Genomic DNA, 25,463 nt, shown 5'->3' on the forward strand with positions numbered 1-25,463 from the left:
TAACCATTTACCGACTTTTCCAGGGGATTGCATGTCGGGGCGGGGCCACGCGAGTCGCGGGCGGAATGGCGCATCACTGGCGCGTGCTGCGTGATGCCTGGGCGCTGGAGCGGGCGCGGGTGCGCCGCGCCTGGCGCGAGACGGATTTTCTGCCCGCAGCACTGGAAGTGGTGGAGACGCCGCCCAATCCGCTTGGCCGCGCCATTCTCTGGGTCCTGATGGGGTTTGTCGTGCTGGCGCTGGCCTGGTCCGTGCTGGCGCGGCTCGATGTGGTCGCCGTCGCCCCGGCCAAGGTGATTGCGGTCGGGCGCAACAAGCTGGTGCAGGCGGCGGATGTCGGCGTGGTGCGCGCCATCCATGTCCGGGACGGCCAGCATGTGACCAAGGGCCAGCCGCTCCTCACCCTTGATCCCACATCAACCGGTGCCGAGCGTGCGCAGGCGCGGGCACAGCTCGAGCAGGCGGCGATGGACGCTGCACGCAACCGGGCGCTGCTGGCTGTGCTCAGCGGCAAGCCGCCGGCCTTCGTGCCGCCAGCGGGCGCTGCCCCGCGGTGGTCGCCCTGCAGAAGCAGTTGATCGCCGAGCGGCTGAACGAGCTTGCTGCCCGCGCGGCGACCCTCAAGGAGCAGGCGGCGGAGGCGCGCGCGCAAGGGGCGGCGGCCGAGGCCGAGGTGAAGCGCCTGACCGACACCTTGCCCTATCTGGTGGAGCGGGTGGAGAAGCGCCGCAGCCTGGTCGACAAGGGCTATGCCTCAAGGGTTGGCCAGCTGGAGCTGGAGCAGCAACGCATGGACCATGAGGGCCAGATTGCGGTGCAGCGGCAGAATGCTGCGCGCGCCCGCGCGACGCTGGCCGGTATCGCCGAGCAGATGACGATGGGCAGGGCCGAGAGCCTGCGCGAGGTGCTGGCGGACCTCGCCAAGGCGCAAAGCGAGGAGCGGCTGGCGCGCGAGGAGCTGGTGAAGGCGGACGACCGCAGCGCGCTGCAGGTGGTGCGGGCGCCGGCGGATGGCACGGTGCAGCAGCTGGCGGTCTATTCCGAAGGCGCGGTGCTGAAAGCGGCGGACCCGATCCTGGTGGTGGTGCCGGAAGGCGCGCCGCTGGTGCTGGAGGCGCAGGTGCTGAACAAGGATGTCGGCTTCGTGCGCGCCGGCCAGGCGGTGACCGTGAAGCTGGAGGCGTTCCCGTTCACCCGCCACGGCACGCTGGACGGGCGGGTGCAGTGGGTCAGCCCGGATGCGATTCAGGACGAGAAGCTCGGCCCGGTCTATCAGGCCCGGATCGCCGTTGCGCCGCCCAGTACCAAGGTCGCGGCGACCGGCGTGGTGGTAACGCCGGGCCTCGCCGCCACCGCCGAAATCAAGACTGCGCGCCGGCGGGTGATCGACTATCTCTTGAGCCCGCTCGAGCGGCGGCTGGATGAAGCCGGGAGGGAGCGGTGAGGAAGCAGGAGAGGTGGCCATGCCAGGGACGCGCAAGCCTAAAGGCGTTGTAAAGAGCGATTTTCTCTACACGATGAGTCCGATCGGTGGTTCGGCTGCCAAGCCGCGCGGCTTTACTGGGGCACCATCCCTTTGATGCCGAGGAGACCCATCCGGACTATCGCGGCCCGCTTTATACCTCCCACGACATCCCTGCCGGGCCGCATCCGCCGCCGCCACGTGCCGGCTATGTGGAGGAGCCGTTCGGCACCGGCTTCCCTTGGACTATCGGCCCGAACCGCTGATCATCGACCGGCGCATCGGTCGGCCGCCATGGGATGTTAATCCATTCGTGCGTGAGGTCTTGCTGCTGTCGGACCGGGCCAAGCAGCTGTTCGAGGAGATCGACGCGGCGGCATTCCAGTTCGTGCGGCTGGAGAGTTTCGAGCGCGACGCCGCGGGCGACCACCCGATCGCACCCTATTGGCTGTGCGACGTGATCCGCTGCATCGACGCAGTCATCCGCAATCAGCCGGACGTGACAATCAATCATCTCGAAAACGGCACTTACACGTTCAATCTGGAAAGCAACGGCAAGGTGAAGTTCGACGCTGCGCGCATCGGCGCGGCGCGGGTGTTCCGCCTCGCTTACAAGAATCCTTACGTCATGATGGACGGCGCCGCGCGCAGCCTGATCACCAAGGCACGGCTGATCGGCCCGCAATTTGCCCTTAAGGGAGTGAAGCAATGAGTTGGGAGCAACAACATCATCTGATTACGCGCGAGCTTTTGGATATGTATGCCGCAAGGTTCAAAGACATAAATTACAACATATCGAAAGCCTCCAAATTCAACCTGTTGCCGATCCCGGCCCAACAAGTGCTTGAAAATGGGCGCAATGTCGCGCCCAATGTTCATAATGGGGCCACTTAGACAGCTATAGCAACAAGATCAACAGCGAGCTCGCACGAATACTTTATGAAGTGCCGGAGGTGCAAAGGGTAGCGGCGCTGGACCGGTTGGAAGCAACGCTCTATGCCGCCGTCGCCAATGGCGACTTGAAAACAAACAGAAAATATTTTCCAGATGCGGACAAGATAAATAAGGATTTCAATTTCAATGATTATTATAATGCCAACAAAGCCAAAATAGACGGTATTGCCGAATTGACACGCAAAGTCCGTGTCGGGGAGATTGCCGATTTCAACCGCTATGCGGCTTACTCGGATGAAACCTTAGCCGCCTTTGCCAAATCAGCGGGTGAAAGCGTGCCTGGAATTCTTCAGGAATTGCGCAGCCGGCCGCTGAAGCCAAGTCTGCTTGCTCAATTGACCGACGGCGCACAGAAGATCGTTCTAGCGACTGGCGCCAGCGGCGCGGTCATCAGTGCGGCGCTGGATGGGTTGAGAAACGTTGGCTTTGTCGGCGATGTTGTGCAGGCAGTGGAGACTTATCAGCAGTCGGAAGCGGCTTACGCACGAAAAGATTTCAGGGCCGCGAACCGAGCCTGGGCGGTCTATATCGGTGAGGTGCTGGGCGGCATCGGCGGCGGGGCGACCGGGGCGGTTGCTGGCGGCGGCGTCGGCAGCGTTGCGCTGGGCCTTCTCGGCTCGATTGCCGGTAGTAAGGCGATTGGCGCTGTGGCGGGTGAGCTCTACGACAGCAGTCCGTTGTTCGAGGCGGGCGTGAATGCCTTTGCCGGGGCCGTGCGCACTTTCGGTAATACGCTGGGCTCAGGCACCACACTCGCCGCGCAGCTGCCGCTCGCACTCGGCCATGTTTTCGCCGGCAGCGGGAGCTACACCTTTACTGACTTGCAAGGGCAGCCGCTAGGCACTGTGAGCTATAATGCAAGCACCGGCATCCTTAGCATCACGCCAAACGGCCGGACGCCGGAAAACTTCCCCTTCCCGCTCGGCACATTGTTCACGACGGCCTTCGAAGGGATCAAGGCCTTAGTTGATCTCGGCAAAAATGCGGTATTAAAGAGGGAGGATATCGTATATAATCCAAGGGATAAAGTAGTCAATATCATTCCTAATTTATATGGTGATAAGAAAATATTTTCGTATGTCAAAGTTAGTGCTGTCAACAATGGTAGTGCTGAGATTGCACCACCCTCCAGTGATCAGTCTATTCCTCTCCTTGATACGATAACTGTAGTTGGCCGTCGTCAGAGTCGTTTTGGCATTCCGCTTTCTGAGAACAGTATTCTCTTGGATGACGGCGCAATTCTGACGCGATCGGAAGACGGGCGCTATGTTCGGCAGGACGACCCCACGGGCAGGACGTACGCGGTCACGGCCGTGGTGGAATCGAAAGTCACGAACGGCGAGACGGAAACAGAAATCACGGCGCAGGTCGAAAGTTCGGATGGGGTGCGGCAATTTCCCTTCGCGCAGTTCGGATCACTGCTGGGCAGTACATTGTCGAAGCTTGTGGACACGAAGGATCCTGGGCGACACTCGGCCTGTCGACTACGCTTGGCACAATCGGGCTGAACATCGGGCAGACGGTGGAGCTCAACGGCAAGGTCTCGCTCCGCACGGCTATCGACAAGGCGTTCGAGGACATCGGCATTGACCTTGCCACCGCTGGTATCGGCGCGGTCAGCTCCTATCTGCTGGGCGAACTGTTCACACTGGTCGATCTGCCGGGTGGGCTTGAAGGTGTGACGACCTCGGCTGCCGGGGCGGTGATCGGCCAGATCGCCTTCAACCTGCTGAACTCGGGCGAGCCTATACGTAATGCCGCTGGCGAGATTTTAAAAGACGCGACCGGCAAAAATATCGCCAGAACTTGGTCAACCGGGATCAACCTCAACCTGGTTGCCAACGCCGCTGGTTCGTTCCTTGGCTCGTTCCTGGCATCGAAGCTGGTCAAGTTCGATACCATCGGCGGCCAGATCGGTGCCTCGTTCGGGTCTGCCGCGCTGGCGGCTGGGGCGGTGTGGCTCTTCAATCCCGGTACTTTGTTCCTGAACTTCGCCATTCCGTTTGCCGGTGCCTTCATCGGCTTCCTGCTTGGCGGCCTGATAGGCTCGCTGTTCGGCGGTACGCCCAGAGCGCGGGCCGATGTGGTGTGGGATGCAGCGGATGGGCAATTCGAAGTCGACAATGCCTATGCGCGTAAAGGCGGCTCGCGTAGTACAGCCCGCTCGCTCGCCGAGCAGGCGGCGGCGGTCTATAATAATGTGCTCGATAGTGTCGGCGGCAGGTTACTCGACGCGGGCGCCGTCAGCGCCGGCACCTATGGCCTGTACAAGAGCCGTTATAGCTATGGTCGGGACTATGGCGTGCGCTTCAAGACCGCGGACGAACTCATCAACCACGGCACATTCATCGGCCTTAATGGCATCATCGACCGGCTGGCTGGCGGCGATGTCTACGCCAAGCGTGCAATCCTGGCGACACTACAGAACGCCGCCGCTTCCGCAGACAATCAATTCAGTGCCGAGACGCTGCTCGGCAGTATTGATACAGCAAAAGCTATGGCGAATATCTAAACAACAAGGACATCATCGAAGGACTCATTGCATTTCAGCCCGACAGTGCTTTTTCAGCGGGTTGGATCACCGCCTTTGCTCGTGCCCTCGACCTTGGTATTCACAAGCGCGCCTTCACGGATTGGATCGGGGCTGGGATGCATTTCTGGATGAAGCTGTAGATGGCGTCATCGATGGGCGCGCTTTCTCACCGACAAATATTCAGCTGGATATTGATTACGAGACCAGTGAGCGCCTGATCACGCTTTATGACGTTGACGGGGCATTTATTGCGTCGGTCGGCGACACCATCGAGGCGGCGGACCAGACCTTCATCGACGGTACGGCAGGCGCAGACACCATCGATCTGCGCGGCGGGTCGGTCGATCTGGCGAACGGCCTGACATCGCGCGACCAGGATACGGTCGCGATTGCCGGCGCAGACTTCACCGCCCTGAGCGACTTCGGGTCCAGTTTTGTATCGACCTCCCGCCGGGCGACGGTCTCGGTTTTGGTGGCGGCGGACGACGCGGCCGAGGGCAATGAGCGCTTCGCCCTCGATATCGCCACCGCTTCCGGCTACCAGATCATTGGCCCGCAGGACGGCGGCAGCGCCACTGTGACCATCGTCGATGGTGCGAGCGCCCTGCCGACCCTGCTGGTCGGCCGCGCCTTCGTCGCGGAGTCGACGACAGTCGATAACACCGCGATCGTGCGCCTGAGCCTATCGAAGGCATCCAGCGAGGCCGTCACCGTGGCGCTGGCCTTGCAGAATGGGACCGCCCTTGGCGGCGGCGTCGATTACGGGGCAACGGGCCGGCAATCTGCAGGTCAGCGTCAACGGCGTCTGGACCGACGCGACCAGCGCAACCTTCGCTGCCGGCCAGACCGAAATTCTGGTGCGCACGCCGATCAAGCGCGATGCAGCGAATGTGGCGGAGGGCAAGGAGACCTTCTCGCTGGTCGCCACTCTTGACGCCGCGAACGGCGCCAAAGTGGCCAACGGCGCGACAAGCGTCAGCGGGCTGGTGACGATCATCGATGCCCGCGACGCCGGAACTAGGCCGTACATCTGGATCGACGATGCCGTGGTCGACGAGGCAAGCGGGACGGCCAACGTCACGGTCTCGCGCTCCGGCACGGCAAATGTCGACACGGCCTTCATTGTCTCGACGCGCGCGCTCACCGAACGCACCACGATCGGCGTCGCGGCCGTGGTCGATGCAGGCGACGGCGACGACACCGTCCATGCCTCCGACCTTGGCGACACGCTGCAGGGTGGGGCCGGCAACGACACGCTGTACGGCGGCCGGCTGGACGACTGGCTGCTCGGCGGCGACGGCAATGACACGCTCAATGCCGGCAGCGCCGCCGGCGACAGCCTGGGCGGCAACGGCAACTACCTGGACGGCGGAGCGGGCGATGACTGGCTCATCGGCCGCGAGGGGTCGGACTGGCTTGCAGGCGGTGAGGGGAACGACACGCTCGATGGCGGCGACGGCGGCGATATTCTGGATGCGGGCGCCGGCCTTGACACATCCTACGGCGGCCTGGGGATGACCAGTATCTCTTCGCCCGTGGCGACGGGTCGACCAGGCGAGCGACGACAGCCAACTCAGCGTCACAGAACTAGAAGACCGATATGGGGTGGCTGCCGGAACGCTGGCGAACGGCACCGCTTTCAACGGCACCGGCCTCGGCAACTGGCGCGGTGGTGGCGTCCAGATCCAGTCGGGACAGATTACCGGTGGCGAGGATGCGATCGTCTTCGGACCCGGCATCACGATCGAGGACATTTCTCTGCAGCGTTCGGGCGACGATCTGGTGATCACGCTCAGGCAGAACGGCGTTGCGACCTCGGATGTCCTGACGCTCAAGGACTGGACCAACCCCTTCAACCGGGTCGAAATCCTGCGCTTTGCCGACGGGAACGAATTGCGCATCGCCGATTTCGATACCTTCGTGCTCGGTACGGACGCCAACGAGGTGCTCATCGGTACCAACGGCAATGATTTCGTCTATGGCGGAGGCGGCAACGACCTCATCTACCTCCTGTCTGGCAACGATTTCGGCAATGGTGGCATCGGCAACGACGTCGTTTCCGGGGACGCCGGTTCGGATATCGTCGTCGGCAGCGATGGCGACGACACTGTGCTGGGCGGCACCGGCAACGACACCGTCAGCGGTGGCCGCGGCGACGACGCGGTTCAAGGTCAATCGGGCAACGACATCGTCTCAGGCGGCCAGGGCCGCGACGAAGTGATCGGCGGCGCCGGCAACGACATCTTCAAGTTCCAGCGCGGCGATGGACAGGACACCTACATCGATGCGCTGAGCGGGGAAGGCAATATTGCCGGATCATCCGAATGGACTCTGGCCTGGGTATCTGGTGACGGATTCAAGGATGGTTTTGATTGGTCTGGACCTGATTCAAGAACAATCACGAACGGCACGACGACGATTTACGATGGATCGACGTGGCTGGTTCGAACCTACTACGATATCGAGCAGGGCAGACTTTACGTTCATACGCCCGCAGATGCCGATACCTATTACGAAAACAACGGCACCGATACAGTAGAATTTGGTATCGGCATTGACATCAACGATGTGCGGATCGGCTCGGCCGATAGTGGCAAAGATATCGTCATTGGGATCGAAAATGCCGGCGGGTCCAGAGCTGCATTCCAGGACCTGGCGGACCGGGTGACCCTGGTCGGTGCCGGCGCACAAGAATTCGGCACTTTTGAGAAAATCAGCTTCTTCAATACCGGCACCATCGACCTTGGTGCTTTCAACCTGTCCGGCGGCACGGACGGCGACGATACCGCAGCACAATTCACTGTCGATAACAGCAAACGCAATTGGCTGACCGGGGCATCGGCAACGACACGATTATCGGCGGTTCGAAAGACGACATTCTGAATGGTAATGCCGGGCAGGATCGCCTGGATGGGGCTGCGGGCGACGATGTGCTGCTCGGTGGCGCCGATGACGACACGCTGATTGGCGGTGCCGGCGCGGATACCCTCATCGGTGGTGAGGGCTACGATACAGCCAGCTATGCGACGTCAACGGCTGGCGTGTTCGCCACTCTCGGCTCTGATACTCAGGGAATGTCACCGGTGATGCTTTCGGTGATGTCTATGACTCGATCGAGGCCCTGGAAGGATCATCTTATGCCGACCAACTCCGCGGCGACGAAAATGATAACGAGCTGACCGGCGGTAAAGACAATGACACCTTGTTCGGTCGGCAAGGTGACGACACTTATGTTTTTGGTCGTGGGGATGGTCAGGATATTATTAATGAAGAGTCTGTCATAGAAGCGAACGTCGATGGCGGTTCCGATACGATTGTGTTTGCCGATTATACAGGAAATCCCGGCTATGGTGGCGAACAGGCGATCGGCCTTTCAAATCTGAATTTTGCTTTCGCTGGAAATGATCTGATCATAAGCCTCAAGGGGCCACGGATAAAATCACGATTATAGATTTCCGCAGTGGCGCACAGATCAATACAAACAAGGCGATCGAATTCCTGCAATTCACTGGCGGCCTGAGCGTAGATCTTTCGCGGTTACGCTTTGACGACAGTGGGAATTTCCTCACCACTGCAACCGAACTCGATGACGTGATCCTGGGCGCTGATGATGCCGCGAACACACTGAACGGGGGTGCGGGGAACGATACTCTAATTGGCGATGCATCGAACGATACGCTGGCTGGCGGTGCGGGCGACGATGTTCTGATCGGCGGTGACGGCGGCGATACGTTCATCGGTGACGAGGGCCAAGATCAGGTCGTCTACGATGGGTCTGGCGCTGGTGTCACCGTCAATCTTTCGACCCAGACCGCGTCGCAAACGCTGCAATTCGCATCAGGCGGTGAAGCCTCTGGTGACCGCTTTGACAGTATCGAGAGCGTCGTCGGCTCGAATTATGATGATGCCATCACTGGGACTGATGAAAACAATGTCCTGAAAGGCAACAGAGGGGCAGACACGCTGTCAGGTCTCGGGGTGATGATGCGCTCGCTGGTGATGAAGGGAATGATATACTCCACGGGGGCGGTGGCGACGATGCACTGGATGGTGGCGATGGCGCAGACCAGCTCTTAGGCGATGCCGGAGATGATAGTCTTACGGGCGGTACTGGCAATGACGACCTGCTCGGTGGTGAGGGTGAGGACAATCTACTTGGAGATGACGGTACCGATACACTGTCTGGTGACGCAGGGGACGACTTCCTGGCTGGCGGTAGAGGGACGATTTACTCAAAGGCGGTGCAGGCGCGGACGTCTATAGTCTTCGCGCCGGGGACGGCCATGACCGCATCGAGACGGGGACACGGTCGAAGGGGGATCGGGCATGATGAAATCCTGTTTGACGGCATTCCTTCAACGGCACTTCAGTTCACGCGTACGGCCACGAACGATCTGCTCATTACGGCGGTAGGTTACGACGCTGCGGTTACGGTTACCGGCTGGTTCGCCGGTGTCGCAAATCAGGCGCGCCGCATCACTGCCAGCAATGCAGCACTCAGCCGTTTCGATATCAACGCTCTGTTGACTGCTGCAGGGGCGGACCTGACGGCACTGGCGGCCGCCTGGCAGGCGCTTGATGCCTACGAGGACCACGCCACCCTGGTTGGAACATCCGGCGCAGATACGCTCACTGTCGATCCGATCTGGGTTGGGGCACGCGGCTTGATGGGCTGAACGGGAATGATACCCTTACGGGTGGCGCGGCGGACGATACACTGATTGGCGGCGTTGGTGACGATCGCCTTAGCGGAGGGGCTGGCGACGACACTTTCGTGTACGCGAAAGACGCTGGTTTCGATACCGTCGATGGTGGTGACGGTGACGATACCCTACTAAGCACAACGGCAGACGGCGAGATCCGACTGCGCTCTCTCCAGAATGTCGAGCGCATCGAAGCACGGGCGCCAACATCGGATCAAGCTATACCAAAAGTCAATGTCTACCTTGAGTCTGGTCAGAGTATTGATCTTACCAATGTTGAGTTGATCGATATTCATCAAATTCTCGGAGAATCTGGCGCGGAAATCATTGCCGGAAGTGCCGGAAATGATTACATTGTTGGCTTGTCTGGAAACGACACGTTAAATGGTGGATCAGGGGACGATATTATCTCAGATGGTGCCGGCATCGACTTATCTGATGGTGGCGATGGCATCGACACTATAGATGTAAGTGAAAACAATGTTGCCATTACAGTTGATCTGGAGGCACAAAGAATAAACTATGGGTCGAATACTGAAGTCATATTGAATTTTGAAAATGCTACGGGCACGTCTCTAGATGATACGTTGAGAGGTGACGTTGGCCAACACACTTTTGGGAGGCTCTGGTAATGACAGCCTGTTTGGCAGTGGTGGCGATGATGTTCTCATCGGTGATATAGGCAATGATAATCTAAATGGCGACGATGGCGATGATATTCTGATTGGCGGCGCAGGTGCCGATGCACTGAACGGCGGTAGTGGCGTCGATACGGTCAGCTATCAAAATGCCGCATCTGGCGTACGGGCAGACCTGACAAAACCGGGTAGCCTGGGTGATGCCAGTGGCGATACATATGTTGGTATCGAAAATATTTTCGGTTCAAATTTCGACGATACACTACAAGGTAATTCTAATACTAATGAACTGTTTGGCGGCGCAGGAATTGATATTTTGGTTGGCCGTGGAGGACAGGACACCTTAATAGGCGGGGCAGGGAATGATTTTATTTATGGAAATACCTCTAACGCTGACGATGATTCACAGGATACATTTCTATATTATGGGTCTCGCAGCGGCTATCAGATTGGTATCTATAACGAGAGCACAAAATCCGTTACCATAACAGACATCGATGCCTCGGATGGCGACGACGGTGTGGATACGCTCTACATTGGCTCAAATGACCGCATCGTCTTCTCAGATTTCGAATACAATGTCGGCGTAACGTCCAATGTGGCGCCGCAACTTGGACTTCCGGACCAAGCAATCAATCCATTGACGACAATGTGGTAAAACATTCACTCTACCGGCAACCAGCTTTTTGATCAGGACTTCGAAGATAAACTGACGGTAACGGCGAAGCTGGCCGACGGTAATGATCTGCCGAGCTGGCTGACTTTTGTTCCTGCCACCTGGACCTTTGAGGCCAGGCCTAGTGAAATTGAGGGATTTGACGTAAACGATCCGAAATTTGCCGGCCAGAACTGGGAAATTAAGGTCACCGCAACCGATCTCCAAGGGGCATCCGTTTCGACGACCTTTACCCTTACCCTGACCGAGGGCGAGCTTTACGTACAGGGCACCGATACTGCTGATAGCTGGGTTGGCGTGCGGCGGCGGCAGCGTTTCGACGGGGAGGCCAGCCGATTGGTGCGTTTGATACCATCAGCTATGCCGCCTCTTCTGCTGCGGTCAACATCAATCTCCTCAGCACAATCAAAGTCGGCTCACTGGATTACGGCCAGGGCAGCGGCGGAGACGCGCAAGGTGACCTCTATAACTCGATCGAGAAGTTCATCGGCTCTGCTTTCAATGACACGCTGATCGGCGACACGTTGGTCAACGTGTTTGAAGGCGGCGATGGCGACGATACGCTTGAAGGCGATGCAGGCGGCGACAATCTGTACGGTGGCGCAGGCGTGGATATCCTGCGCGGCGGCGCTGGCGACGATGTGATCTTCGCAAGAGCCACTGCGGATTTTAATGAAGGATATGGCGACAATAGCGAAGATAGCATCGATGGCGGCGATGGTTTCGATACTCTCTATTTTAGCGAGAGTGCATTTTTGTCAGAATAGACCTAAGCAAAAATTCTGTAAAAGCCTCAAGCATTGAAAACATTACTGGCTCAGATTATCACGATTATATTACTGGAAATAATTCTGCAAATCGCATCTCTGGTGGGCTGGGAGACGACACTATTGGTGGGGGTGGTGGCAATGACTGGCTTGAAGGTGGTGCCGGCCATAATACTATAGAAGGCGGCGATGGGCAGGACCAGATTTTGGTGGAAATGATGGTAATGAACTATACGGCGGCACGGGTGATGATAGTATTTTTGGTGGGGACAATAATGATGTGCTTGATGGTGGCGCCGGGGCGGACAATCTCGATGGCCGCGGCGGATCCGACGAGGTCGATTACAGATCCTCGGATGCTGGCATAAGCTTTGACCTCGGTAAAATTACACTGGAAGCGGTGGCTTCGCCCAAGGCGACACACTGGCAAATTTCGAGATCGTCCAAGCGTCTAATTATGATGATAGCCTGACTGCCGATTTGATTGGGCGTACTTTCTACGGCAACGGCGGCAATGACACCCTGATTGGCGGGATCGGTGCGGATATTTTCTATGGTGGCGACGGCAATGACAATCTGAAGGGTGAAAACGGAGACGACATCCTGTTCGGGGGCTGGCGACGACCAATTGGACGGCGGCAGTGGTGCCGATAGTATTCGGGGCGATGCCGGCGATGACACAGTCATCATAACGGATTGGACGGAAGATACATTAGTTGACGGTGGTGACGACAGCGACACTTTGAACCTCACGGGCGTTGCAGGACTGGTCACGCTCGATCTAGGCAATGACAGCCGTTTCCTGAACTTCGAAAATGTGATGGCCGGAGACGGCGGCGCTGTGTTAACCGGCACGGCAGCTGCCAACCGCCTGGAAGGTGGCGCAGGCGATGACACACTGAGTGGCGGCGCTGGCAACGATAAATTGTTTGGCCGCGATGGCTATGACATTCTCAGCGGCGGGTCGGGCAATGACACCCTTGAAGGGGTGACGGCAACGATATTCTGTATGGCGGCTCTGATGCTGATGTGCTGCGCGGCGGTGCAGGCGTCGACCGTGTCGATTTCAGCGGGTCGTCATCCGGAACTGGCTTTAGTCGCAACCAGATCGGCCGTGTCGATGTGGGCGGACAAACGGTCGCGGCTGCGGTTGACGTCAACTTGAGCGGGGTCAACGTCAGTCTGGAAACTGGCGTCGGGGCCAATGCCGACGCTGCCGGCGACAGCTATGCCGAAATCGAAGACATTACCGGCTCTTCCTATGGCGACCTGCTGGAGGGCGATAATGGCAACAACGTGATCCACGGCGGGGCCGGCGGCGACATCCTTTATGGTGGCGGCGGCACCGATACCCTCTTCGGCGATGCGGGCAACGATTTCCTGTTTGGCGGCGATGGCCAGGACAGCCTCTACGGTGACGATGGCGATGACCGGCTGTTCGGGGAGGGCGAAAGCGACACACTCTTTGGCGGTAACGGCAATGATGTTCTTGAGGCAGGCGACGCCGGCGATACGCTCGATGGTGGGACCGGCAATGACATCCTGATTGGCGGCCAGGGCGGCGATGGCTACATGATCTACCGCACGTCCGGTAATGATACGATCTACAACTACGATACTGATAGCGGTCGCGACACGATAATATACGATAGCGCAACCATTAACTATCTTGATCTGTGGTTCGAGAAGGTCGGCAAGGATCTCGTGGTCTCCGTGCTTGATCGGAGCGCGAGTAGAACGGATGCCACGACGACCATTAAAGACTGGTTCACGACCACTACGCCCGGCGATTACGCTGCCGCCGATAATTTTATGTCGATGCACTGGTCGACGGGGGTCGTGTTGCCGAGCAACAGCTGAATATTCGCAAACTGCTGGAGGTCACTGGTGCCATCGGTAATCGATATTCGCTGACGCTGGAGCAGCAGGCGCAGATCGAAAACAGCTGGGGCTACAATGAGGAGCCGACGCTGACGCCCAGCGTCGCCAACGCCACGTCAATCACCGAAGACCAGGAGTTGAAGATCGTCTTCAGCGTCGATGATGTCGAGACCAGTGACGCGGTCATCACTCTCGATCTTGGAACTGGGTGGCGCGAAATTCCAGCCAGTCTCCGCCAGCGATATCGTCATCGGTTCGCCAACTGACCCTAGCAACGAAAAACTCCGCACTGTCACGCTCCGGACGCAGGCCGATGTTCGTGGCACGGCCACGCTGTCAGTCCGCAGCTATGATGGCGGTCTCTACCCGCGCCGCAAAACTTTACCTTTAATATTGTACCTGTTGCAAAAACCAAACCTATCGACAAAATATGAGACCTATATAGCCTTCAGTAAAGGAAACAACGCAATAAATACGCCATTAAATGGTGCTGGTATTTATTCGGAAAATGGCACTGCTATTTCGTCATTTGATTGGCGTTCATATGTAGTAAGCCATTATTCTGGGGGTGTTTGGCATAGCAGAGGCTTTGATACTTATGGTAATGGCGAATTGAAGTGGCCGGGATATCCTTATGCCTCCCAGAACAATCCAGCAGCCCTTGCTCAATACCTCGACAGCTTTGCTCCAGGAACACCACTCGTCATCTCAAGCTACGATGAACCCCAGATCGGTAGGCTCGATAGTTCGCTTTATAATGCTATGCTTAGGCATGGTGCCTCAGCAGCCATTTTGGGGCAGATAGTTTCAAATTCCGCAGCTCTTACATATTGATAACCGAGGCGCATAGCGGTCAAGGAAATGGTAACGAATATTACGCCGGTAAATCAGATTACGACCAAAATTCATGGGCTCGAGTTGCCTTCAATATATTTGATGGGCGACTGCAAGTGGCCGGGGTGCCTGTTGCCACTGTGGCTGACGTATTCATGAACAATGACCTACCGGTTGACAATTTAAGCAGTATACGCTCGAACGCAATCGGCAATGTCAATTCTGCTATTGCCCTGCCGGCCATCACGGCATCCAAGGTCGATCAGGGCGAAACGCTGACGCTTTATCTCGAGGGCCTGCCAAGCGGTGCTACTGTGTCCGATGGGGTGCGCAGTGCTAGCGGTTCCTCGATTGACATTACCGGCTGGACCTGGAGCGCCCTGCGGGTGACGCCTGCAACCAATAATGCGGGGATTTCACATTGACGGTTCGCGCGCGCTCCAGTGAAACCGCCTCGATTTTCGCCGATGCGACGCAAGCTGTCTCGGTCACCGTAAATGGCGGGCCCACAGGGGTGAGCCTGACACCTACCGCAGCGCACCCCAATGAGGATACAGTCTATGGTAGTGATGTGGTGCTCGGCACCCTGGCTGCCGTTGGCGATCCGGATAGCGCGGGCACCGGAATTATAGCTTTAATATTCTCGGCGGCGATGATTACGCCAAGTTCGCTATCAATGGCGCTAGCCTGGTGCTGAAGGCCGGGCAGACGCTCGATTATGATCGGGCCAATGGCTATGCGCTGACCATTCAGGTCAATGATAATGGGCTGACTGCAAGCCATGTCGTCACCGTTGATCGAGGGTTCCTCAACCCGGTCGACGAGGCCCAGCGCACCGTCCGATAGCAATGCGGCCGCCAACCAGATCGCGGAGAACGCCGCAGGACGCTCGGCCGTCTCCGGGCTGACCCTGAGCGCGGTTGATCCGGAGGGTGGCGCAGTCACCTACGAGATCGCAAATGCCAGCGTGACTGGCCTGTTCGAAATCAGCGGCAATCAGGTGGTGGTCAGATCGGGGCAACCCTCGATTATGAAACCATCCGTAGTGTCGACCTCGATATCCAAGCCAAGGACAGTGCAGGCCATACCAGTACGGCGACGCGCTTCACCATTAGCGTGAATAATGTCGACGATGCGCCGATCAACGTGACGAATACTGAGGGGCTGACGGTAGATGAGGCCGTCAGTGGCAGCTTCAGCAAGGCCCTCAGCGCGACCGACCCTGAAGGTCACACCATCACTTGGACGCTGGACAGCAACCCTGGCGGGATCTTCAAGATTGACGGCAATAACCTGAAGCTGACTGGCGCGCTTGACTATGAAAACCTGCCAGCGGCGGCCTTCGGCGTCACGCGCGGCACGCGGGCAGTACGGTCAGCACGACTGTGCAACTCCACGCGGTGGCGAACGGCCTGAGCTCTGCGGTCAGCACGTTAACGTTCACGCTGCAGGATACGGACGAGCGCCTGAATCCGGTAATCGCGTCGACGCCCGTGCCGGTTGCGGAAAACACCACCGGCACGACGATCGCAGCCCTGTCCGGTGGCAGCGACCCGGACGGTGACCCGCAGGAAATCGATTATTTCTTCGTCACCGGTTACGACCCAGGTGGCCTTCTGCGCATCGACCAGACAGCGACCGGGGCCAACCTGGTGGTGGCGACAGCGTTCGATTATGAAAGCGCATCGCAACTTTATCCAGGTCAGTTCTATTATACAGACGCTGGCGGTCGTTATGTGGAAGCCAAAGTTCTGGCGGTTCAGGCGACCAATTCTAACGGTTTTGGTTCAGACGCTGATAACAGTACTGTCAACCGCTCGCCGGCCACGACCATCAAGGTCTATGTCACCAATGCTGACGATGCACCGGGCGCGCCGTCAGCACAGAATATTAATGTTTCTGAGAATGTCACTGGTGTCATTGCAACATTAAGTGGCGGTATTGATCAAGATGGTGACGCAATAAGCTATGTATTTTCTAATGGCTCTACGACGTACGGTGATTATACTATAAGTGAGGACTACAAACTTTCTATAACTCGCGCGTTCGATTATGAATCGCTTCCCGCAAATAATAAATCGACATCTGTTGCGGTTTACTCAAAGGCAAATGGAAAAATAAGTGCAAATAGTGCAAATATAACATTAAATATTACAAATGCGAATGATGCACCTTACGTATATATGGGCCCTTCGACAATAAGTATTAAAGAGAATATACCAATTAATACAGTAATTGCGGAGTTTACAATTAACGACCAGGATAATGATAATATTACGACAACCCTGGGCACCAGTGTTCTTAATAACCTGCTAGGTTTGAAGCCAAAAGCGGCTATACGAATATTTATCAATTGTACATAAAAGATGGTATAAATTATGAATATTTGCCCGGTGCTGGTCAGGGCGATGATGTTGATCAAACTTTATCATTTAACGTACCAATCAATATAAATGATGGAATCAATAATACTGTGTACAATGTTAATGTCGATGTTGAAGATATCGTCAGGAAGGATGTTGCTTATAATTATAATGATGATGGCGCTATAACAGGAAGAGGGGCATATAGATTGCTGCAAAATGGGTGGGTTTACACAGAGAATGTTAGTTATTTGATACAAAATAATGGTTATTTCCAGGCAAGCAACATTATATTTTCTGACTCCAATGGCAATAGGCGATATGACTATGGGGAAACATGGATATTAACTGGTATTTATAATAAAGTTACGGGAGATACAAGTGTTACGGCCTCTGCAAAATCTAGATATGAAAGTGGAGATGGCATAAAATAGATTGGAATAGTGCTGTCAGTGGATATCAATGGACAGGCCTCGAGTGGCGTAGTGAGTTAAGCAAGATTCTCGGTCCTGTTGTGCTTGCTCTTGATGGCTCAAGTATTACTACATCGAACATAAGTACTAATTTCGACGTCGATGGCGATGGCGTGAAGGACCAGGTAGGCTGGATTTCCGGTGGTCAGGCGTTCCTGGCGCTGGACCGCAATGGTGACGGCGTCATCGACAAGGGTGCAGAGATTTCCTTCCTGCAGGATCTGCCGGGCGCGCGCACGGACCTGGAAGGCCTGCGCGCCTATGACGGCAATGGCGACGGCCTGTTCAATGACCGGGACGAACGCTTTGGCGAATTCCTGGTCTGGCAGGATGCGAACGAGGACGGCGTCTCGGATGCCGGCGAACTCAAGTCGCTGGCGGACGCCGGCATCGCCAGCATCGATTTCGGCAATGTCGAGGGCGTCGGCCCCGGCGAGGACGACGACAAGCAGGTGATCTTCGGCATCACCCGCTTCACCCGCACGGATGGCACGACCGGGCAGGTCGGCGACGTGGCGCTGCGTTGGTCGCAGGTTCCAGCACCCGGCGATGCGGCGCAGGCGCTGGACCTTCCCGCAGCCACCGCAATTCCCGTGGCGCAGGCGGCTGTGCAGCCCGTGCCGCCGCTCGATCTGCCAGCGGGGTATCACCTGGTGATCGACGCCAATGGCGATGGCGCCTACCGCGACGGCGAAGACCTGCGCACCCAGGCGGCGCTCTCAGCCTACGACAGTGACGGCGACGGCATCCTTTCCGCGGCAGACACCCGCTTCCGTGAACTTCGCTTCTGGACCGACAGCAATGGCGATGGGTTCAAGGCGCCGGTCGAGACACGGTTGCCGGAACAGCTCGGCCTGCCCGCCGTCTCGATCACGGCGCTGCTCGCGCAGTTCGCACGCGACGATACGCCGGCAGCCGAGAGCGCACCGGTTGGCACCGCGCCGCCACAGGAGGCCGCTGCGCCGATTGTCGGCGATACTTTTGACACGACTCTGCAGGAGGACCTCGCCCTCGATCCACGGGAGGCCTGGCAGCGAACCGCGCTCGGCGGGCGACCAAGCGGCAGCGTGGCGCCGGTCGGCGGACAGACGACCGCGCAGGAAAGCCGGACCGTGGTGCCCGATCCGTTCACGCCGAACTATGACGATCTCGACCGGCGGCTGAGCTCATTCGCCGGGACGGGTGTGGACTCGGATGAACTTGAGGACCTGCAAAGCCCGGCCCCGACCGCGCGGCCGCTCAGCGACGAGGAGCGACAGCGGCAAAGCGATGGCGCACAACAGGGTCAGGCGGCGGATGCATCCGATCCGGCCGAGCAGTCCGGTCAGGCTGTGCAGCGACCGGCTGTAACGCCATTGCCGCTCGGCGATCCTCTGGATCGGGCGATCCGCCTGCTGGCTGATACCCAGTCGGACGATCGCCGGGCACTGTTCAGCGGCGCCTTGGCGTCCGCCCGCAGCAGGCTGCGCGCCAAACTCTGAACGGAGCGCCGTACCAGCAACTGGACCGGCTGATCGCAGCCATGGCCAGCCTGCAGTCCGGCGCCGGTGCGCAAATCCAGGCGGAAGCGCAACTTGCCCGGACCGACGCCATGATTGCCCAGTTGGCACCAAGCGTCTAGTGTCCCGAATCTGAAATCCGTTACACTCAATATCAGGCGCGGTTGGATTTCAGATTCGAGAAGGACACTAGCAAGATATTGTTTCTCGTGTCGTTTTCAGAATCGAAGTTCGCTTGATCGCCCGATATCACAGTGTAGCGAACTTCGATTCCACGACACTAGGGCGGTTTTCGACCTGATAGAATCAGATCGCCGCTCTAGCGCCTGAGTAAAAGGAGTTGACATGACGCAAGATCAAGGCGGGCCTCGGACAGTTGCCGAGGCCCTGGGGCAGATTACCTGGCTGTTTTCCCAGTCCCCGGTGCACAAGCACCTGAAAATCGCTGACCTTGAATGGTCGGTCATGCCGGCGATCCTGGTCGAGCAGTTTCGGGTGTTTCGCTTCGGGCCGCTGCCGGGCACGGAGGGCATGGACGTTGATCAACTCCTGCCCGGGATCACCAAGGAAGGCATCGAGCAGATGCCGCTCGGGGTGGCGCTGTGGGGTAATCTGTCCGCCTCGGCCGAGCAGAAGGTCGAACGCGGAGAACGGCTACAGGCGAGCGACTGGAACTCCGGCGATCGGCTTTGGCTGCTGGAACTGATTTCGCCGTTCGCGACCCCGAAAACAAGCTTTCGGAAGCGATGATGGTCGACCTCATCCAGGGGCCGTTCAAGGACAAGCGGTTTCACCTGCACCGCACGGACCCCACGACAGGGGCCCGCACGCGGATCACCCTTGGGCAGTAGGCTAACAGGCGTAGTTCGAGGCCTGGCATGCACGGCGGGCTTCTGCTGGCCCTGCGGAGAGAAATGGTGGAGCCGAGGGAGTCGAACCCTGACCTCAGCAGTGCGATTGCTGCGCTCTCCCAACTGAGCTACGGCCCCACGCGCCTCCGGGCTCGGCCCGTGCTGAGAAGCGGGATATAGCCCCGGTTTCAGGCCGACACAACCTCTTCCGTGCGCGGCAATGGCGTCAGCCAGACATCGAGGTCGGCGTGCGCGCGGGCGGCAAGCGCCGGCTTGCGGGCGTCGCGGCGCACCTCCTGCGGCAGCGGCGGAAACAGCCCGAAATTCACGTTCATCGGCTGGAATGTCTGCGCATTGGCGCCGCCGGTGATGTGTGCCAGCAGGGCACCGAACGCGGTCGTCGGGGCAGGCGGCGCGAGCGTGCGGCCCTGCAGTTCGGCGGCAGCGAAGCGCCCGGCCAGCAGCCCGACGGCGGCGGACTCGACATAGCCTTCGACCCCGGTGATCTGCCCGGCGAAGCGCAGGCGTGGCGCGGCCTTCAGGCGCAGTTGCGGGTCCAGCAGCCGCGGCGAGTTGATGAAGGTGTTGCGGTGCAGGCCGCCGAGCCGCGCGAACTGGGCGTTTTCCAGCCCCGGATGGTGCGGAAGATGCGCACCTGTTCGGCATGGCGCAGCTTGGTCTGGAACCCGACCATGTTGTAGAGCGTGCCGAGCGCATTGTCCTGACGCAGTTGCACCACGGCGAAGGCGCGCCGGCCGGTGCGCGGATCGGTGAGGCCGACCGGCTTCATCGGCCCGAACCGCAGCGTCTGGACCCCGCGCGACGCCATGATCTCGATCGGCATGCAGCCCTCGAAGTAGGGCGTGTTCGCCTCCCATTCCTTGAAGCTGGTCTTCTCGCCGTCGAGCAGCGCCTGGACGAACGCTTCGTACTGCGGCTTGTCCATGGGGCAGTTGATATAGTCCTTGCCGCCGCCGACCACGCCGCCATCCTTGTCGTAGCGGGACTGGTACCACGCCACCGAGAAGTCGATGCTCTCGGTGTGGACGATCGGGGCGATGGCATCGAAAAGGCCAGCGAGTCTTCCCCGGTCAGGGTGCGGATCGCCTCGGCCAGCGGCGCATGGGTCAACGGGCCGGTTGCAATGATGACGCTGCCCCAGTCCTCCGGGGCACGTCCTCGACGACAGCGCGCACCAGGGTGATTCGCGGATGGGTTGTGAGTGCCTGCGTGACCATGGCCGAGAAAGCCTCGCGGTCCACGGCGAGCGCGGATCCGGCAGGCACCCGGGTCGCGTCGGCGCAGCGCATGATGAGCGAGTCCGTGCGGCGCATTTCGGCGTGCAGCAGCCCGACGGCGTTGTGCTCCGGATCGTCCGAGCGGAACGAGTTGGAGCACACCAGCTCCGCGCAGCCGTCCGTCTGATGGGCGTCGGTCCGCTGTTTCGGGCGCATCTCGTGAAGCTGGACCATAACGCCCGCCTGCGCTGCCTGCCAGGCCGCCTCGCTGCCCGCCAGCCCGGCACCGACAATATGGAGGATTTCACGTGTCATCGGGTTGTCATTTCATGCCTTGCAAGTCGTGGCAAGGCTGTTGCTGCGATGCAACATCCTCGGGAATCCGGGCTGGCCGTTAAACTTTATATATTTCAGCAGGCTAATAATTGTAAAAAATGTAACATTTCGGCCTTCCTGAGTACATAGGAGAAACACGGCCAAGCGTGTATAATCCAGCAATTTCTTTGTCTTGATCGCATGGGTTAACTTGGGTATCGCCCCTTGGAATGTTAAGAGCGGGCGGTAGCTCGTGTTACGATTCTGCGTATTTGTTAACGACGTTCGGCGGAGCCACTGTGCCAAAAGCCCGGTTCATAAACCCTGCTTGCGCTGCATCTTTGCTGTGGCTGCTGCATGGGCTGAGCGCACCTGCGCTGGCGCAGGACGCGAGCGCGCCCGCCGAGGCGGCAGCGCCGCCCTCGCAACCGGCGGCTGAGCCGGAGCGCACGCTCACGATCGATGCCTACGATATCGTCGGTAATTCCGTGCTCGACCAGGTGTCGATCGAGGACGCCGTATACCCCTATCTCGGTCCCGATCGTACGGACGCGGATGTCGACAAGGCGCGCGCGGCGCTTGAGGACGCCTACAAGAAGAAGGGTTACGAGACCGTCGTTGTGGTGCTGCCGCCGCAGGATGCCTCAAATGGCGTCATTCGCCTAGAGGTTGTGGAGGCCAAGATCGGGCGCGTGCGCGTCGTGGGCGCGAAATACACCGCGCCCAGCAAGATCAGAAACGAAATCCCTCCTTCGCGGAAGGACAGGTGCCCAACTTCCGGCAGCTCGAGAAGGAAACCGCAGAGCTCAACCGGTCGCCGGATCGCCAGGGTACGCCGCTGCTCAAGCCGGGGCGTGTGCCCGGCACCTTCGACGTCGACATCAAGGTCGAGGAAAAATTCCCGCTGCACTTCGACGTCGAGGTCAACAACGACCACAACAACGGCACCGATCCGATCCGCCTGAACGCGTCGTTGCGGTACACAAACCTGTTCCAGCTCGGCCACACGATCGCATTCACTTATGCCGTCGCGCCCAAGCAGCGTTCGGACACCGAAGCCTTCTCCGGCACCTATTCCGCGCCGATCTGGGACACGCCGTGGAGCATCCTGCTCATCGGCCGCACCTCCAACACGGAGACGGCGGCGCTCGGCGGCGTGGACGTGCTGAGCAACGGCTTTGAAGTCGGTGTGCGCGGCATCCGCATCCTGCCGCAATTCGGCAGCTTCAGCCACAGCTTCACCTTCGGGTTCGACTACAAGAATTCGAAGGAGGATACGGTGATCGGCGATGCGGATCCGCTGCAGGCGCCGATCCGCTATTGGCCGGTGAGCGCCAGCTATACACTCCAGCACAACACCGAGAACGCGCAGGCCAGCGCCACGATTGGCGTGACGGCCGGCATTCGCGGGCTGGGCAGCGGCGTAAACGAGTTCCAGGGCTTCACCCCCGCTGCGCCGTGATCCCGGTGCCGAACGACTGCACGCCGAATGAAATCGCGCAGGATCAGGCGAACGCGCGCGACGGTCGCCGCGCCTTCTCAGAACCGAACTTCGTGGTGGCGAGCCTGGGTGCGGACTATACCCGCAACCTTGGCAACGACTGGCTGACGTTCGTGCGCCTGAACGGCCAGTATTCGAATGGCCCGCTGATTCCCTCCGAACAGTTCTCATCCGGCGGTCTTAGCACAGTGCGGGGTACCTCACTTCCGAGCTGACCGGTGACGATGGTTTCCAGGGGTCGCTGGAGTTCCGCACGCCGTCGTTCGGGAGCGCCCTCTACGATCCGCTTGGACGTAACATCGACCAGTTACGCCTTTTCGCCTTCGTCGACGGTGCGCTGACCCGGCGGCGGCGGGCGTTGCCCGGCGAGGATAGGCAGGGCAGCCTGGGTAGCGCCGGCGGCGGGTTCCTGGTCGATCTGTTCGGGGTGATCCAGAGCAATCTCGTGGTCGCCATCCCCTTCATCGACGGGGCTGTGTCGCAGTCCGGCGATCCCCGCTTCACCTTCAGCGTCCGCGCGGAGTTCTGACCATGTTCCATGCCCACCAGCAACCCAAAGCCCCCGTTCGCAAGGAGAGCACCATGCGGTCCCTTCTCGTCGCCCTGTCGCTCGCCGCGGCCAGTCTGCCTGGCGTCGCTCATGCCTGGTGGGATCAGGGATGGTCCTATCGCAAGCCGCTGACCCTCGACACCACGACCACTGGCGTGAACGTGGTCGGCGAGGCCGGACGCGTTCCGATGCTGGTGCGCCTGCACGACGGCAACATGGCCTTCAGCGATATCAATGAAAACGGTGCCGACCTGCGGTTCATCGCCGAGGACGACAAGACGCCGCTGACCTACCACATCGAGTCGTTCGATGGCCTGCTCGGCGTTGCAACGATCTGGGTCGACGTGCCGGCGCTGGCCGGCGGCGCGCAACAGAAGGTGTGGATGTACTTCGGCAACAAGGAGGCACCGGCCGCCGTCGATACGCCGGGCACCTACGATCCGAACACCCTGCTGGTCTATCACTTCGACGACCAGCCGGGGCAACCGACCTCCGACAAGACCGCCTACAAGAACAATGCGCAGAATGGTCCGGCAGCCGCGGACGAAAGCGCGATCATCGGGCGCGGCGCGAAGTTCGAGGGTGGTGCCCCGATCGTCGTCGAGCCCAAGCCTGCGCTGGCGCTCGCCGCCGGATCGCCGCTGACGGTCAGCCTGTGGGCGAAGGAAGCTGCGCCGACGGCCAATTCCATCCTGTTCACCCGCGGTTCGGTCGTCATCGGCCTGGCGGAGGGCGTTCCCTACGCCACGGTCGGCGCGGTGCGCCTGACCGCGCCGCAGACGGTCCAGCCGAACCAGTGGGCCAACCTGGCGGTTACCGCCGACGGCACGACGCTGGCGCTGTATGTCAACGGCAAGCAGGCCGTCTCGGCGCCGGGCACCACGCCAGCCATGAATGACCCGATCTACATCGGTGGCACGCAGGCCGCACCGTTCACCGGCTCGATCGATGAGCTTCGCATCCTGAAAGTTGCGGCATCGCCGGCGACGATCCAGGCGGAGAATGCGTTCGAGGGTGCCGAAAGCCCGCTGCTCAAGTTCGGCGAGGACGAAGAGCAGGGCGAGGGCGGCGGCGTGCTGGGCTACATCGTCTCCCACACGCCGGCGGCGGACTGGGTCGTCATCGTCATCTGCATGCTCATGCTGTCAGTCGCTGCATGGGTGATGTGGTCGAAGGGCGCGTATCTCGGGATGGCGTCGAAGGCGAACACCGTGTTCATGAAGCACTTCCGCCGGATGACGGGGAACTGCACAGCATCGAGCGCCAGCCGGATGTGAGCGCGGCCGAACTCAAGAAGATGAAGAACTCGCCGCTGTTCCGCCTCTATGAGACCGGGGTCGAAGAACTGGAAATCCGCATGGGCCAACTGCGCGGCCGCAGCCTGTCATCCGAGAACGTCGAGGCGATCCGCGCTGCGATCGATGCGACCCAGGTGGAGGAAAACCAGAAGCTCGACAGCCTCATGGTGCTGCTGACCATCGCCATCGCCGGCGGGCCGTTCATTGGGCTGCTCGGCACCGTGATCGGGGTGATGAAGACCTTCGGCGGCGTGGCGCTGGCCGGCGACGTGAACGTCAACGCCATTGCGCCCGGCATCGCTGCGGCGTTGCTGGCGACGGTCGCGGGCCTTGCCTGCGCGATCCCGGCGTTGTTCGGGTACAACTATCTGAACAGCCAGATCAGCACGCTCTCGGACCAGATGCGCATCTTCGTTGACCGGTTGGTCACCCGTCTTGCCGAGCAGGCGGCGCATGAGGCCGCGCCGCCGCCGCAGCAGCTCGCAGCCGAGTGAAGGGGAGGGGTGACAGATGAGCGGTGGCGTCAAGACCGGACGGGCAGCCTACAACGAGATCAACATCACGCCGATGCTGGATCTCGCGTACGTGCTGCTGGTGATTTTCATTCTTATGACCACGGCGTCCGTGCAGGGCATCAAGGTCGATGTGCCGAAGGCCGGCAGCTCCCAGTCCCTGGCGGCCCAAGACCAAGGCGATTACTGTCAACAACGCCGGCCAGGTGTTTCTGGACGCCTATCCGATGGCTAATATCGCCGATCTGGAGGCGCGCCTGCGCAGTGAGAAAGCGCAGAATCCGGATTTCCCGGTGGTCGTGAAGGGCGACGCTACGGTGCAGTACCAGAAGGTGGTCGAGGTACTCGACGTGCTGCGCAAATTGGAAATCAGCAAGGTCGGCATGGTGACCGGCAGACCGCAGGCGGGATAACC

At 59.4% G+C, this 25,463-nt stretch carries 33 protein-coding genes, 1 tRNA gene and 7 pseudogenes; 39 read left to right on the forward strand and 2 right to left on the reverse strand.

Annotated elements, in window-relative coordinates; genetic code table 11:
* Positions 1 to 83: 83 nt before the first annotated feature.
* The 32 genes and pseudogenes from E6W36_RS12225 (at position 84) to E6W36_RS12375 (ending at position 19,533) form a co-directional block, all read left to right on the forward strand.
* Entirely contained in the window at positions 84 to 578 is a 495-nt protein-coding gene (locus tag E6W36_RS12225; RefSeq protein ID WP_222872752.1) for a putative HlyD family type I secretion protein, read from the forward strand.
* Positions 554 to 1,444 carry an HlyD family type I secretion periplasmic adaptor subunit gene (locus E6W36_RS12230; protein WP_222872753.1) on the forward strand — a complete coding sequence of 297 codons (891 nt, stop codon included), beginning with the start codon at positions 554 to 556 and terminating at the stop codon, positions 1,442 to 1,444. The genes E6W36_RS12225 and E6W36_RS12230 overlap by 25 nt, the downstream gene beginning before the upstream one ends.
* An 86-nt stretch (positions 1,445 to 1,530) precedes the next feature.
* Positions 1,531 to 1,728, forward strand: coding sequence for a hypothetical protein (locus E6W36_RS12235; RefSeq protein ID WP_222872754.1), 198 nt, complete (start codon positions 1,531 to 1,533; stop codon positions 1,726 to 1,728).
* On the forward strand, positions 1,704 to 2,174 hold the full coding sequence (locus E6W36_RS12240) for an imm11 family protein (RefSeq protein WP_222872755.1): 471 nt from the start codon (positions 1,704 to 1,706) through the stop codon (positions 2,172 to 2,174). Before E6W36_RS12235 ends, E6W36_RS12240 begins: the two co-directional genes overlap by 25 nt.
* Positions 2,175 to 2,406: 232 nt before the next feature.
* Complete coding sequence (locus E6W36_RS12245; protein WP_222872756.1) at positions 2,407 to 3,924, forward strand: hypothetical protein; 1,518 nt, start codon at positions 2,407 to 2,409, stop codon at positions 3,922 to 3,924.
* Between the two features lie 14 nt (positions 3,925 to 3,938).
* Positions 3,939 to 4,928: a hypothetical protein gene (locus tag E6W36_RS12250; RefSeq protein WP_222872757.1), complete on the forward strand. Its 990-nt coding sequence runs from the start codon at positions 3,939 to 3,941 to the stop codon at positions 4,926 to 4,928.
* A complete protein-coding gene (locus E6W36_RS12255; protein WP_222872758.1) occupies positions 4,873 to 5,883 on the forward strand; it encodes a Calx-beta domain-containing protein in 1,011 nt (336 codons plus the stop codon). Before E6W36_RS12250 ends, E6W36_RS12255 begins: the two co-directional genes overlap by 56 nt.
* A complete protein-coding gene (locus E6W36_RS12260; protein ID WP_222872759.1) occupies positions 5,807 to 6,919 on the forward strand; it encodes a calcium-binding protein in 1,113 nt (370 codons plus the stop codon). The genes E6W36_RS12255 and E6W36_RS12260 overlap by 77 nt, the downstream gene beginning before the upstream one ends.
* Positions 6,843 to 7,832, forward strand: coding sequence for a calcium-binding protein (locus E6W36_RS12265; protein ID WP_222872760.1), 990 nt, complete (start codon positions 6,843 to 6,845; stop codon positions 7,830 to 7,832). The genes E6W36_RS12260 and E6W36_RS12265 overlap by 77 nt, the downstream gene beginning before the upstream one ends.
* The gene (locus E6W36_RS12270) at positions 7,772 to 8,128 is read left to right on the forward strand and encodes a calcium-binding protein (protein WP_281277325.1); all 357 of its coding nucleotides are present in this window, start codon (positions 7,772 to 7,774) and stop codon (positions 8,126 to 8,128) included. Before E6W36_RS12265 ends, E6W36_RS12270 begins: the two co-directional genes overlap by 61 nt.
* Positions 8,125 to 8,400 carry a hypothetical protein gene (locus E6W36_RS12275; RefSeq protein WP_246048336.1) on the forward strand — a complete coding sequence of 92 codons (276 nt, stop codon included), beginning with the start codon at positions 8,125 to 8,127 and terminating at the stop codon, positions 8,398 to 8,400. The genes E6W36_RS12270 and E6W36_RS12275 overlap by 4 nt, the downstream gene beginning before the upstream one ends.
* Positions 8,401 to 8,540: 140 nt before the next feature.
* On the forward strand, positions 8,541 to 9,026 hold the full coding sequence (locus E6W36_RS12280; protein WP_222872762.1) for a calcium-binding protein: 486 nt from the start codon (positions 8,541 to 8,543) through the stop codon (positions 9,024 to 9,026).
* Positions 8,963 to 9,160, forward strand: a pseudogene (locus E6W36_RS23530) (calcium-binding protein); the annotation flags it as partial. The gene E6W36_RS12280 and the pseudogene E6W36_RS23530, both read left to right, overlap by 64 nt.
* A 30-nt stretch (positions 9,161 to 9,190) precedes the next feature.
* Positions 9,191 to 9,625, forward strand: coding sequence for a hypothetical protein (locus E6W36_RS12285; protein WP_425459638.1), 435 nt, complete (start codon positions 9,191 to 9,193; stop codon positions 9,623 to 9,625).
* A pseudogene (locus E6W36_RS23535) lies at positions 9,622 to 9,672 on the forward strand (hypothetical protein); the annotation flags it as partial. The gene E6W36_RS12285 and the pseudogene E6W36_RS23535, both read left to right, overlap by 4 nt.
* Before the next feature lie 51 nt (positions 9,673 to 9,723).
* A complete protein-coding gene (locus tag E6W36_RS12295) occupies positions 9,724 to 10,284 on the forward strand; it encodes a calcium-binding protein (RefSeq protein WP_222872763.1) in 561 nt (186 codons plus the stop codon).
* Positions 10,253 to 10,948: a calcium-binding protein gene (locus E6W36_RS12300; protein ID WP_222872764.1), complete on the forward strand. Its 696-nt coding sequence runs from the start codon at positions 10,253 to 10,255 to the stop codon at positions 10,946 to 10,948. Before E6W36_RS12295 ends, E6W36_RS12300 begins: the two co-directional genes overlap by 32 nt.
* A gap of 3 nt (positions 10,949 to 10,951) precedes the next feature.
* Entirely contained in the window at positions 10,952 to 11,479 is a 528-nt protein-coding gene (locus E6W36_RS23540) for a putative Ig domain-containing protein (protein ID WP_425459735.1), read from the forward strand.
* Positions 11,452 to 11,733, forward strand: a complete 282-nt coding sequence (locus tag E6W36_RS19250; RefSeq protein WP_281277545.1) for a calcium-binding protein — start codon at positions 11,452 to 11,454, stop codon at positions 11,731 to 11,733. The genes E6W36_RS23540 and E6W36_RS19250 overlap by 28 nt, the downstream gene beginning before the upstream one ends.
* 41 nt (positions 11,734 to 11,774) lie before the next feature.
* Positions 11,775 to 11,927: pseudogene (locus E6W36_RS23545) on the forward strand (hypothetical protein); the annotation flags it as partial.
* A gap of 23 nt (positions 11,928 to 11,950) precedes the next feature.
* Positions 11,951 to 12,205 (forward strand): annotated as a pseudogene (locus E6W36_RS23550) (hypothetical protein); the annotation flags it as partial.
* Positions 12,206 to 12,213: 8 nt separating this feature from the next.
* On the forward strand, positions 12,214 to 12,387 hold the full coding sequence (locus E6W36_RS19255; RefSeq protein WP_281277326.1) for a calcium-binding protein: 174 nt from the start codon (positions 12,214 to 12,216) through the stop codon (positions 12,385 to 12,387).
* Positions 12,317 to 12,709: pseudogene (locus E6W36_RS23555) on the forward strand (calcium-binding protein); the annotation flags it as partial. The gene E6W36_RS19255 and the pseudogene E6W36_RS23555, both read left to right, overlap by 71 nt.
* Positions 12,710 to 12,894: 185 nt before the next feature.
* On the forward strand, positions 12,895 to 13,593 hold the full coding sequence (locus E6W36_RS12335) for a calcium-binding protein (protein ID WP_246048338.1): 699 nt from the start codon (positions 12,895 to 12,897) through the stop codon (positions 13,591 to 13,593).
* Between the two features lie 219 nt (positions 13,594 to 13,812).
* Positions 13,813 to 14,448, forward strand: coding sequence for a hypothetical protein (locus tag E6W36_RS12340; RefSeq protein ID WP_222872765.1), 636 nt, complete (start codon positions 13,813 to 13,815; stop codon positions 14,446 to 14,448).
* Positions 14,445 to 14,873 (forward strand): hypothetical protein, encoded by a 429-nt coding sequence (locus E6W36_RS12345; protein ID WP_222872766.1) that lies wholly within the window; start codon positions 14,445 to 14,447, stop codon positions 14,871 to 14,873. The genes E6W36_RS12340 and E6W36_RS12345 overlap by 4 nt, the downstream gene beginning before the upstream one ends.
* Before the next feature lie 265 nt (positions 14,874 to 15,138).
* Complete coding sequence (locus E6W36_RS12350; protein WP_222872767.1) at positions 15,139 to 15,294, forward strand: hypothetical protein; 156 nt, start codon at positions 15,139 to 15,141, stop codon at positions 15,292 to 15,294.
* 270 nt (positions 15,295 to 15,564) lie between these two features.
* Entirely contained in the window at positions 15,565 to 15,864 is a 300-nt protein-coding gene (locus E6W36_RS12355) for a hypothetical protein (protein WP_222872768.1), read from the forward strand.
* Positions 15,849 to 16,811: a cadherin repeat domain-containing protein gene (locus E6W36_RS12360; protein WP_222872769.1), complete on the forward strand. Its 963-nt coding sequence runs from the start codon at positions 15,849 to 15,851 to the stop codon at positions 16,809 to 16,811. Before E6W36_RS12355 ends, E6W36_RS12360 begins: the two co-directional genes overlap by 16 nt.
* A complete protein-coding gene (locus E6W36_RS12365; RefSeq protein WP_222872770.1) occupies positions 16,802 to 17,245 on the forward strand; it encodes a hypothetical protein in 444 nt (147 codons plus the stop codon). The genes E6W36_RS12360 and E6W36_RS12365 overlap by 10 nt, the downstream gene beginning before the upstream one ends.
* A gap of 152 nt (positions 17,246 to 17,397) precedes the next feature.
* Positions 17,398 to 18,765: a hypothetical protein gene (locus tag E6W36_RS12370; protein ID WP_222872771.1), complete on the forward strand. Its 1,368-nt coding sequence runs from the start codon at positions 17,398 to 17,400 to the stop codon at positions 18,763 to 18,765.
* A gap of 363 nt (positions 18,766 to 19,128) precedes the next feature.
* Positions 19,129 to 19,533, forward strand: coding sequence for a toxin-activating lysine-acyltransferase (locus tag E6W36_RS12375; protein WP_222872772.1), 405 nt, complete (start codon positions 19,129 to 19,131; stop codon positions 19,531 to 19,533).
* 165 nt (positions 19,534 to 19,698) lie between these two features.
* Here the strand turns inward: E6W36_RS12375 and E6W36_RS12380 are convergent.
* Both E6W36_RS12380 and trmFO read right to left on the reverse strand, forming a co-directional pair.
* A tRNA-Ala gene (locus E6W36_RS12380) sits at positions 19,699 to 19,772 on the reverse strand.
* Between the two features lie 50 nt (positions 19,773 to 19,822).
* Positions 19,823 to 21,187 (reverse strand): annotated as a pseudogene (trmFO, locus tag E6W36_RS12385) (methylenetetrahydrofolate--tRNA-(uracil(54)-C(5))-methyltransferase (FADH(2)-oxidizing) TrmFO).
* Between the two features lie 341 nt (positions 21,188 to 21,528).
* Between trmFO and E6W36_RS19270 the strand changes: the two are divergent.
* From E6W36_RS19270 to E6W36_RS12415, 7 genes and pseudogenes are all read left to right on the forward strand, one after another.
* Complete coding sequence (locus tag E6W36_RS19270; RefSeq protein WP_246047690.1) at positions 21,529 to 22,152, forward strand: POTRA domain-containing protein; 624 nt, start codon at positions 21,529 to 21,531, stop codon at positions 22,150 to 22,152.
* Positions 22,044 to 22,649, forward strand: a complete 606-nt coding sequence (locus E6W36_RS19275) for a ShlB/FhaC/HecB family hemolysin secretion/activation protein (RefSeq protein ID WP_281277546.1) — start codon at positions 22,044 to 22,046, stop codon at positions 22,647 to 22,649. Before E6W36_RS19270 ends, E6W36_RS19275 begins: the two co-directional genes overlap by 109 nt.
* Complete coding sequence (locus tag E6W36_RS20850; RefSeq protein ID WP_222872774.1) at positions 22,646 to 22,903, forward strand: ShlB/FhaC/HecB family hemolysin secretion/activation protein; 258 nt, start codon at positions 22,646 to 22,648, stop codon at positions 22,901 to 22,903. The genes E6W36_RS19275 and E6W36_RS20850 overlap by 4 nt, the downstream gene beginning before the upstream one ends.
* Before the next feature lie 143 nt (positions 22,904 to 23,046).
* Positions 23,047 to 23,217, forward strand: a complete 171-nt coding sequence (locus tag E6W36_RS12400) for a hypothetical protein (protein ID WP_222872775.1) — start codon at positions 23,047 to 23,049, stop codon at positions 23,215 to 23,217.
* A gap of 53 nt (positions 23,218 to 23,270) precedes the next feature.
* The gene (locus E6W36_RS12405; RefSeq protein WP_222872776.1) at positions 23,271 to 24,515 is read left to right on the forward strand and encodes a DUF2341 domain-containing protein; all 1,245 of its coding nucleotides are present in this window, start codon (positions 23,271 to 23,273) and stop codon (positions 24,513 to 24,515) included.
* Positions 24,512 to 25,030 (forward strand): MotA/TolQ/ExbB proton channel family protein, encoded by a 519-nt coding sequence (locus E6W36_RS12410; protein ID WP_222872777.1) that lies wholly within the window; start codon positions 24,512 to 24,514, stop codon positions 25,028 to 25,030. The genes E6W36_RS12405 and E6W36_RS12410 overlap by 4 nt, the downstream gene beginning before the upstream one ends.
* Positions 25,031 to 25,103: 73 nt before the next feature.
* Positions 25,104 to 25,461 (forward strand): annotated as a pseudogene (locus tag E6W36_RS12415) (ExbD/TolR family protein).
* Positions 25,462 to 25,463: the final 2 nt, after the last annotated feature.

Origin of the sequence: Hankyongella ginsenosidimutans (genome assembly GCF_005144965.1) — a bacterium.
GTDB lineage: Bacteria > Pseudomonadota > Alphaproteobacteria > Sphingomonadales > Sphingomonadaceae > Hankyongella > Hankyongella ginsenosidimutans.

Excerpts from the sequence above, each read along its gene's own strand:
- E6W36_RS12405 (WP_222872776.1), top strand. The coding sequence starts at position 23,271 with ATGCGGTCCCTTCTCGTCGCCCTGTCGCTCGCCGCGGCCAGTCTGCCT.
- E6W36_RS12375 (WP_222872772.1), top strand. The coding sequence starts at position 19,129 with ATGACGCAAGATCAAGGCGGGCCTCGGACAGTTGCCGAGGCCCTGGGG.